A 10,876-nucleotide genomic window follows, 5' to 3' on the forward strand; every position below is an offset into this window, starting at 1 on the left:
CCTCCTAGAATAGTGGCTGATACCTTTCATTTAGTCTGAGCGCTTGCAGTTCGTCGTGAATCGTAAAGAGCATGCCACTCAAAATTAAAAAGAGTCCAGGAATCATGCTGACTTTTAACAGACTCTCATCCTTCAAGACAAACAAGATTGGAAGTCCAGCCAAGGTAACGTTAAAGACTGCACCTATCAGAGCAAAGCGGAGAACCAAACGGTTGATAAAGCGACTGGTATCCTCACCGGGATAGACTCCGTAGATGTAATCTCCTGATTGTTTCATCCGATCTGCGATCTGTTGACCACTCACATTGACAAAGGCAAAGGCAATGCTAAAGACAAAGAGGATAAGGATATAAGCGTAAATCCACAAGGGTTTCCCCATCGCATACTGCTCCAGTAGGGCAGGGTAGAGCGGATTACCCTTATCCAGATGTTGAAGCAAGAGCAAGAGATAAGAAGGCAAGCCCATGAGACTCATCACATACATATAAGGCATGCCACCTGCAGGATTGAGCATGATTTCCAGATAAGAATAGCGTTTAAAGCGAGAATGGAGCCCGATTTTATTGATAGGGATGCGGTATCTAGCTCGGTAAAAGAGAACAACTAGATAGGTAAAGAGGACACCAAGCACTACCAATAGGAAAAGCAGCCAAGGAGAGATCTTATGAACTTGGACCGATTGGATGATGTCCTGAGGGAGTGAAGCCACCATACTCGCCAATAAAATGACGACAGGGCCTCCAAATCCGATAGATGCATTGATGTCTGACAGCCAAACTAAGAAGAAGGTCCCCGCAACCAAAAGGCTGGTATTGAGGAGAAAGACCAAGAAGGGATTGTAGGGAGCTTGGACAGGAAGGTTTGTAGTCAAGGCCAAGGCCTGAATCAAGGCAATCCCTAACGTCAAGTACATTTTCCGTCTATCCTGGACTTCCGAAGAAACTGAGTTTAAGCCCAGTTTCTTTGAAAAGGAAAACATCTGCCACAAGATCATAGCTGACATCCAAGGGGAAAGTCCGATTGAAAAGAGAGAGAGGCTGCGAAGATTTCCACCAGTCAGGGCTACTGAAAAGTCCAGATAGGCTGCGCTTCCTCCGAGAAAATCCTGACTATTGAGGTCAACAAAAGGAAGAGCCAGACGACTCCCGAGCACATAAATAAAAAGCAAAAATAGGGTGCGCATCCCTTTTTTTACCGCTATCGATGAACGAAATTCTTTCAATGGCTCCTCCTTTTCTTTTTATCTTTCTGTCCTGTCACACGGGGCCAATCCAGCCTTTTTATCTTAGCACATTCAAATCTCTATCTCAGTTTTCATGAGTTTTCTCGTTCAGATAAGCCTTCAAAGTAGCCACCATTTCTTCTGGTCTTTCTGCTGAGAAAATACCTGCATAGGCACTTTCAGGCAGTTCCCGCGACTGGGTATTGTCAAAAGTCAAGATTGGTTTCTCAAAGCGTGAAATATAGTCATAAACAACACTCAACTTGTCATCGTGGTTAATATCAAGGTAGACATCTGCCTGCTGGATCAGTTTCTCAACCAAGAGGGGAAAGGTGTTGGGATAGAGAGTCACATTTTCAAAACGTGACAAGAGCATGAGTTCCGGTGCCATCGTCGTATAGGCTGCAATGTAGAAATGCACCTCTGGCAAGGCTTGAACCAGATAGTCGATTTTCTCAAGATGCCAGGAGTTAGTCAAATTAACACAAGACATAGCTGGCTGATAGACTGTGACTGGATAGTCAATTCCAGCCTGACGCCATTTTTCAGTAATGACCGACCACTCCATCAGATGATAGTACCACCAAACCTCACGCAAACGCCCAACCGAATGAGTGTTCCAAGGTTTGTCTTGAGAAAGGAAATGCAAGATGGCTGGCAGGGGCTCTAGGGGAATCTGGAAGATGAACTCATGTCCATGTGAGGCAGCCCCACTATCAAAACCAATCTGGAAATTATAGTTCTGATCCAGAGGAGCATAGCTGTCATGAAAGAGCATATTGAGGATGGACTGGTCTCCTTCACTCACATGTTGGTGTTCCCGCTCCGTCAACTCAACTAGCTCTTGTCTCACAGATTCTGCCCGCCATTTTTTGTTATTGATCAAGAGTACACCTGCATTAAAACCAACCCCAACTCCAAAACAAGATGGCGCGGCAGCCAGGTAGTTTTCTCCTAAGTCCATTTCAAAGAGAGCCGTCAAATCAGCTGTCACTACCAAATCACTGTCCAAGTAAAGAACCTTGTCCTCTTCGACAAAATCAGGAATAAAGTAACGGGCAAAGGTCATATGATTGATATGGGGCAGTTTGTTGCTCCAGTTCATCTGAAACTGGGCGCCAAGCATCTTGACATCCACTAATTCACCGCCCATTTGCTCTACTATCGGTCTGAGAGCGCGGAACCACTCCTGAGGAATATCCTGATTAAAGATATAGACCTTGACATGGCTATTATGGTAGCAGAGAGACTTGAGCGCTGTTTCAATCTGGCGAATATAGGCATAATCTCCTGCGAGAACAATTGTTTTTTTCATTTAGTTTCCTTCAGTTTACAACGACTGCTTCTTTGATTCCAAAAGCGTGCGGATAGACTCGATCATTTGATCTACGGCTGCTGGTGAGTATACGTGACTGTAACCACTCGAGTCATGACTAGTGGTTTCAAAAGCAAATATAGGGATTTCTCTTTGCTGCACCTCTTGGATAATGTTTGCAATTTCATCCTCATGATTGATATCCAAGTAAAAGTCAATCTTTTCCAAGACTTTTTTGACATTCATGGGATTAAAGTAAGGATAGAGTCGTACATTCAGATACGATTGCAAGTTCATGATTTCCGGCGCAAAATTGGTATGAGCTAGGATAGAGAACTCTACATCGGGCAATTCTTGGATCAGGTGTTCGATTTGCTCTATGTGACACGTATTGGTAAAAATAGCGGTCGCATACTGGGGAGCTTGAACTAAAGATGCCAATCCTTTATGGAAATCACATTTTTTCATGACAATATCAGACCACTCTAGTCCGTAGTAAAACCACCAGTCCGCCCTGAAACGATTGAGGTTGATTTGGTACCAAGGCTTGTCCCCTGTATAATGGATAATCTGGGCTGTCTTCTCAACAGCAAGAGAATCCCTATACCAAGAATCCATCTGGTAATTTCGGGCCACCGTATCCATACCAACCATAAAATTATAGGTAGCTGGCAGCGGTTTCCAACGACCTTCAAAGAGGTGATTTAACACGCCCTGATCGCCAAAAACTTGGTCATGCAGTTGGTCTGTCAAGCTCAGCAAGTGCTCCGTCACCTTTTCTTGATGCCAGAGAGCGACATTGATTAGCATGACTCCAGAATTAAAAGTGCTAGGAACTAGAGCATCTGCTACAGCAGCTACCGGCCAGTCCACCATATCTTCTAAAAAGAGTTGATCTAGGTTTGATCTAACGATGATATCCGAATCCAGGTACAAGGCTAGGTCTTCGCTGACATACTGAGGAATAAAATAACGAAAGTAAGCCGCGTAACTTAGATGAGCCAAGGGAAGATGATACTCCTTTAAGCCATGATGACTAATCTTGACATTGACGATTTTTGAGGCTAGAGGCTCTAGACGTCTCTCCATGAGCTGAAACCATTCAGATGGCAAATCATCATTGAAAACATAAAAAGTCACTGCTCGGTTATGGGCACAGATTGACTTGATTGTTGTCTCAATCTTGTCCATATATGCATTATCACCACCGAGTACAATGGCTTTTTGAAGCTCTTTTTTCATTTCGTCCCCTTTTCTTTTCACATTCTTTTGGCTACTTTTCTACTACTGTAGTTCTGATTTTTTCGATGATTATCTCACCTTCCTATTATACCTTTTCCCCTAGTTTATTTCAAACTCGAAAGAGGATTTTCCCCTTCTCACATATAGAAAAAACCTTTGAAAAATCATGTTTTCAAAGGTTTTCCATTTTACTATTTATTCATTGATTTTTATATCTTATCAACGACTTTCTTGATCGTCATTCTGACTCTTCTTGGCAAGAAGACCGATACCTGTCACAGCTGCCAATGCTCCCAACAAAGCAGATGCTACCGAAATCGACGCTCCTGTATTTGGCAAGGCTTGTTTCGGCTTGCTTGAAGCGGATTGACCTTGGCTTGCAATGCTGGCCATTGAGAGAGAAATGCTTGTTGAAGTAGATACCAGAGCACTTGCTGACGCAGATCCACTAATAGAATCTGAAGCCGAGAGACTAGTACTAATCGACATTGACTCGCTCACTGATATACTTGCTGAAATCGAAGCACTTTCTAGAGTCGATTCACTGGCTAACATGCTAGCTGAGAGTGATGCGCTCGTTGAAATAGATTCGCTCACTGATGTACTTGCTGAGATTGAAGCACTTTCCAATGCTAACTCGGCTGCTAGCATACTTGCAGAAGTTGAAGTACTTGTTGAAGCGGATTGACTCGAACTTGCCGATACAGACTCACTTGTGCTGACTGAGGCTGACTCACTTGCGCTGACTGAAGCAGATTCACTGGTGCTTACAGACGCTGATTGGCTCGAGCTTACTGAGGCTGACTCACTTGCGCTCGCTGATGCAGACTGACTAGCACTCAATGAAGCCGATTCGCTTGAGCTTACTGATGCCGATTGACTGGAGCTTACAGATGCAGATTCACTCGAACTTACTGAAGCTGACTGGCTCGCGCTGACTGAGGCAGACTGGCTCGCGCTGGCTGAAGCGGATTGGCTTGCACTCAATGAAGCCGATTGACTTGAACTTGCAGACGCTGACTGACTGGAGCTTACTGAGGCTGACTCACTCGAACTTGCTGAGGCTGACTGGCTCGAGCTCAATGAAGCTGATTGACTGGCACTCACTGATGCGGATTGGCTGGAGCTTGCCGACGCTGATTGGCTCGCGCTGGATGAGGCTGATTGACTTGAACTCATTGACGCTGATTGACTAGCGCTGACTGATGCCGATTGACTCGAACTTACAGATGCCGATTGACTTGCACTCAATGAAGCCGATTGACTGGAGCTTACAGACGCTGACTGGCTCGAGCTCACTGACGCTGATTGACTCGAGCTCGCTGATGCAGATTCACTTGCACTCAATGATGCAGATTGACTCGAGCTTACTGAGGCAGACTGACTTGCGCTCACTGAGGCGGATTGACTTGAGCTCGCTGAAGCGGATTGGCTTGCGCTCGCTGAGGCTGATTCGCTTGAACTTACTGAGGCTGATTGACTTGCGCTTACTGAGGCGGACTGGCTAGCACTAACTGAAGCAGATTGGCTTGAACTTACTGAGGCGGATTGACTAGCGCTGACTGAAGCTGACTGACTAGCGCTGACTGAAGCTGACTGACTCGAACTTGCAGATGCAGACTGACTGGCACTCACTGAGGCTGATTGGCTAGCGCTCGCTGAGGCTGACTCGCTTGAACTTACTGAGGCGGATTGACTTGCGCTGGCTGAGGCTGACTGACTAGAACTTACCGAAGCAGACTGGCTCGCACTTGCAGATGCTGATTGGCTCGCGCTGGCTGAGGCTGACTGGCTGGCGCTCGCTGATGCTGACTCACTTGCACTCAATGATGCGGATTGGCTCGAACTTACAGAAGCAGATTGGCTAGCGCTCGCTGAAGCGGATTGACTAGAGCTCACTGACGCTGATTGACTCGCGCTGGCTGAGGCTGACTGACTAGAACTCACCGAAGCAGACTGGCTCGCACTTGCAGATGCTGATTGGCTGGCACTCACTGAAGCAGACTGGCTAGCGCTTACTGAAGCGGATTGACTGGAGCTTACAGACGCAGACTCACTCGAGCTCACTGAAGCGGACTGGCTGGAGCTTACAGATGCAGATTGACTTGAGCTCACCGATACAGATTGGCTCGAACTTACTGAGGCAGACTGACTAGCGCTGGCTGAGGCTGACTGACTCGAGCTGGCTGACGCAGATTCACTTGCGCTCACTGAAGCGGATTGGCTCGAGCTGACTGAAGCGGATTGGCTAGCACTCACTGAAGCGGATTGACTAACGCTTATTGAGGCTGACTGGCTCGCACTCACTGAAGCGGATTCGCTTGTGCTTACCGAAGCAGATTGACTCGAACTTGCCGAAGCGGATTCACTTGCACTTGCAGATGCTGACTGGCTTGAGCTTACTGAAGCGGATTGGCTTGAGCTTACCGAAGCTGACTGGCTGGAGCTTGCAGATGCTGATTGGCTGGCACTTACTGAAGCTGACTGACTTGCGCTCACTGAAGCGGACTGACTCGAACTTACTGAAGCGGACTGACTCGAGCTTGCAGATGCAGACTGACTTGCGCTTATTGAGACTGACTGGCTGGCGCTCGCTGATGCAGATTCACTTGCACTTACTGAGGCTGATTGACTTGCACTCACCGATACGGACTGACTAGCGCTTACTGAAGCGGATTGACTTGCGCTCACTGATGCAGATTCACTTGCGCTCACTGAAGCCGATTGACTTGAGCTCACCGATACAGATTGGCTCGCGCTCGCTGAGGCAGATTGACTCGAGCTGACTGAAGCGGATTGGCTGGCACTTGCTGAAGCGGATTGGCTCGAACTTACTGAAGCAGATTGACTCGAGCTGACTGATGCAGATTGACTTGCACTTGCAGATGCTGATCGACTCGAACTCCCTGAAGCGGATTGGCTTGCGCTCGCTGAGACGGATTGGCTTGAGCTGACTGAGGCAGACTGACTTGCACTTACTGAGGCGGATTGGCTTGAGCTGACTGAGGCAGACTGACTTGCACTTACTGAAGCGGATTGGCTGGCACTTGCTGAAGCGGATTGGCTTGAGCTGACTGAGGCAGACTGACTTGCACTTACTGAAGCGGATTGGCTTGAGCTGACTGAGGCTGATTGACTAGCACTTGCAGATGCAGATTGACTCGAGCTCGCTGACGCTGACTGGCTCGCACTCGCTGATGCAGATTGACTAGCGCTGGCTGAGGCAGATTCGCTTGAGCTTGCTGAGGCGGATTGACTTGCACTCACTGAGGCGGATTGGCTGGAGCTTACCGAAGCGGATTGACTTGCACTTGCCGATACAGACTCACTGGCGCTTACTGAGGCTGACTGGCTTGCGCTCGCTGAAGCTGACTCACTGGCGCTTACTGAAGCCGATTGACTGGAGCTTACTGACGCAGACTCACTCGAACTCACTGAGGCTGATTGACTTGCACTCACCGATGCGGACTCACTTGCGCTCACCGATGCGGACTCACTCGAACTTGCAGATGCAGACTGACTGGCACTCACTGAAGCCGATTGACTCGAACTTACCGATGCGGACTCACTCGCACTTACTGATGCGGATTGACTCGAGCTGACTGAAGCGGATTGGCTGGCACTCGCTGAGGCGGACTGACTCGAACTTACTGATGCTGACTCACTCGCACTCAATGAAGCCGATTGGCTCGCGCTCACTGACGCTGACTGACTAGCACTTACTGATACTGACTCACTTGCGCTCACTGATGCGGATTGACTCGAGCTCAATGAAGCGGACTGACTCGAACTTGCAGATGCAGATTGACTTGCGCTCACTGAAGCGGATTGACTCGCACTCGCTGAAGCGGACTGACTTGCGCTTGCAGATGCTGACTGGCTCGCGCTTACAGACGCTGACTCACTCGAACTTACAGAAGCGGATTGACTTGAGCTTACTGAGGCAGATCGGCTTGAGCTTACTGATACAGACTGACTAGCGCTTGCTGAAGCGGATTGACTCGAACTTACTGAGGCTGATTGGCTGGCACTCACTGAAGCAGACTGGCTCGAGCTTGCAGATGCAGACTGACTGGCACTCACTGAAGCGGATTGACTAGCGCTCATCGATGCGGACTGACTCGAGCTCGCTGAAGCTGATTTGCTGGAGCTTACTGAAGCAGATTGGCTTGAGCTCACTGAGGCAGACTGACTTGCACTTACTGAAGCGGATTGGCTGGCACTCACTGAAGCTGATCGACTCGCACTCGCTGAAGCAGACTGACTTGCGCTCACTGACGCTGACTGACTCGAGCTTGCTGAAGCGGATTGGCTTGAGCTCACTGAGGCAGACTGGCTTGAGCTGACTGAAGCAGATTCGCTTGAGCTTGCAGATGCAGATTGACTGGTGCTCACTGACGCTGACTGGCTGGTGCTTGCTGAAGCAGACTGGCTAGCACTTGCTGAGGCTGACTCACTTGCGCTCACTGAAGCAGATTGGCTCGAGCTTGCAGATGCTGACTGGCTGGTGCTTGCTGAAGCAGACTGACTCGAGCTGACTGATGCAGACTGGCTAGTGCTGACTGACGCGGACTGACTCGAGCTCACTGATGCAGATTCTCTTGCGCTCACTGAAGCGGAGTGGCTCGAGCTCGCTGAAGCGGAGTGACTCGAACTTACTGAGGCAGACTGACTAGCGCTCACTGACGCTGATCGACTAGCACTTGCTGAAGCAGACTGACTTGAGCTTACGGACGCGGACTGGCTCGAACTTGCAGATGCAGATTGACTCGAACTCGCTGAAGCAGACTGGCTATTACTTACTGAAATTGACGCTTGATTTGGCGTGATTTGCCCATTAAATGTATCTGAAACCAAACCATCTACTGTCGTACTAGCAGTCACTGGTCCACTTGGAAGTCGTCCTCCATTGAGATCATATACTTTCTTCAAGTCAGTTGCAGTAAAGGTTACACTGGTAGAACTCCCCGTTGCCTGTTTGGTAAATGTTTCACCTGCAATTGTTAAAGTAACTGTCCCACCTGGAGCAACCCCATCTACCGTAATCGCTTGATTTGTGAGACCACCTTTTTCGTTAAGGAACCGTTCCTCAATTCTAGGTGTCTGAGGGCGAACCTCAATAGGAATCTCTACTTCATCCGTACTTCCATCTGGATAAGTTACCACCGCTGTCAAAGTATGCCGTCCAGCAGACAAATTCGTATTGGTTCCAGATTTCCAAGTATAGGTTGTTCTAGTTCCCTTAGTAATTCCTGTAGTAGGTAATTCTGGTGTCCCTGTAGCATTCGTGATGTACTGACTGGCTTCACCAACAGAAACAGTCCCTGAATTGGCCGTTAGAGTAAAGTTTCGATTCACCTCAGCATTGATAGCTGGTTCGTACTTTTCAGACTGAGCATGGACTTCAAATTGAATTGCGGCAGGGTTGGCTGTTAAATCTTTTACAAGACCTACGTCAGTAGTATTTCCGCTAAAATTACCTTCCTGATCATAGGTGAAAACATAACGAGTCCACAAACTATTTACTGCTTGATTTTTTCCAACAGAACCCGTGATTGAAACGGTGAAAGGATTTGATGCTGTAGCATTTCCATCTTTGGCTAGTTTATTTGTCGGAACAATCATGCTGATACTTTGACCATTACTCGTAGTGAATGAGACAACAGTTGAAGTAGCCGGATAGGCCGCGGGAACAGCAGTAGGAACAAATTTTGCATGTTCAATTCGACCACTGTTATCAGTAAACTCAATGGTCGCAGAAAAATTTTCTTCTCGATAAATTTTAAATTTTTGTCCTTCTAGAACTGCGCCACCTGTAACGGTTATTTTCTGAAGTTCTGGCTTCTCTGTATCCCTAGCAGCTCTGAAGCTAGCGGTATTTGAAGCTTGGGTCAAAGCTTGTCCGTTTCTGCTGTCACGAAGTCCAGAGTTGGCACGTAACACAGCATTTGCAATACTATTTCGAGCTTCTGTAGCCTTATTCAAAATAGAAGTAAAATCAGAAACCTCCCCTTTCAAGGCTTCTGCTATCTCATTCTTCGCTAGACTAGCCTTGGCAATTGCCTCATCAGAGTTTGGAAGTCCCTGAGCTTGAGCTAGAAACTGCCCAATCTCAGCAGACAAGGCCTCTAATTTCTTCCGTTTTTCTTCACTTTGCTTTTCTGTCAAGGCTACAGAAGTCATAGTCAGACTCGATTCAGCCGTCACATCTTCATTCTTTACAAGACCAGACTCACTTTGAGGCAAGGATTCTGTAGAAAAATCAACTGCTTTTAATTCTTTTGAAGGTTGTGATTCTTTCACTGTCTCCCGAGCTGACTCACTTGCTTGGTACTGACTTTGAACACCAACTGAAGCTCTCTCTGACAGATTACTATTCGCTTGATTTTGTGTCCCAAGGGATTCACTTGAACTAGCAGTTACACTTTGACTGTTTGCAAAGGACTGACTAGTAGAAGCAGAGTCGCTCATCGACTGGCTCATGCTAGAAGAGCTTGAGGCACTGACAGACTGACTCGTAGAGGCAGATTGACTGGCGCTCTGCGAATTGAATTCTGACAATGACTGGCTTTGACTGGTAGACAAAGACAAGCTAGCAGCATCTTGATGATCCTGTGTCGTCCCTAGCACTACTGAATCTCTCGTCGCCAGGGTATCTTTTGATTCGACAGTCTTTTCAACAGCGACTGCATCATTGGCATAAACACGCGTTTGCGTCGCAGCAAAACCACCTAAGATCGTCCCCGTAGCTGCTATCCCTTTCAAGACATCCAAGCCAGTCAACTTCTGACCTTCTTGCTTTTCGACCATTTCAATCTTTACTTGGCTTGTATCTGCGCTTCCACGCATCACCTTAAATAAGCCAAAAAGGGAAGTCGAGGCCCGTAGCCAATGCTTCCCTGATTTGATTAATTTGAACCGAGTTACACGGTCTGTTTCTCTATATTCACCCTTCTGGCGTCTAAAAAACATGTTCATCCCCTCAACTTGAAAAAGATCTATTCACCTATAAAATACTATCTTTTTATTATATACCAAATATACCGACAATTCAATATCTATAATATATCCCAAAGAAAGAAAATGATTTCAAAAAT

4 protein-coding genes are annotated in these 10,876 nt (G+C 47.3%); all 4 read right to left on the reverse strand.

Annotated elements, in window-relative coordinates:
- Positions 1–4: 4 nt before the first annotated feature.
- A complete protein-coding gene (gene secY2 / locus A6J84_RS05850) occupies positions 5–1,222 on the reverse strand; it encodes an accessory Sec system protein translocase subunit SecY2 (RefSeq protein WP_095726234.1) in 1,218 nt (405 codons plus the stop codon).
- Between the two features lie 85 nt (positions 1,223–1,307).
- A complete protein-coding gene (locus tag A6J84_RS05855; RefSeq protein ID WP_000751403.1) occupies positions 1,308–2,537 on the reverse strand; it encodes a glycosyltransferase in 1,230 nt (409 codons plus the stop codon).
- Between the two features lie 15 nt (positions 2,538–2,552).
- Positions 2,553–3,779, reverse strand: a complete 1,227-nt coding sequence (locus A6J84_RS05860; RefSeq protein ID WP_095726235.1) for a glycosyltransferase — start codon at positions 3,777–3,779, stop codon at positions 2,553–2,555.
- A 219-nt stretch (positions 3,780–3,998) separates the two neighbouring features.
- A complete protein-coding gene (locus A6J84_RS05865) occupies positions 3,999–10,751 on the reverse strand; it encodes an accessory Sec-dependent serine-rich glycoprotein adhesin (protein WP_095726236.1) in 6,753 nt (2,250 codons plus the stop codon).
- Between the last annotated feature and the right edge of the window lie 125 nt (positions 10,752–10,876).

Source organism: Streptococcus sp. FDAARGOS_256, assembly GCF_002289235.2.
Classification (GTDB): Bacteria; Bacillota; Bacilli; order Lactobacillales; family Streptococcaceae; genus Streptococcus.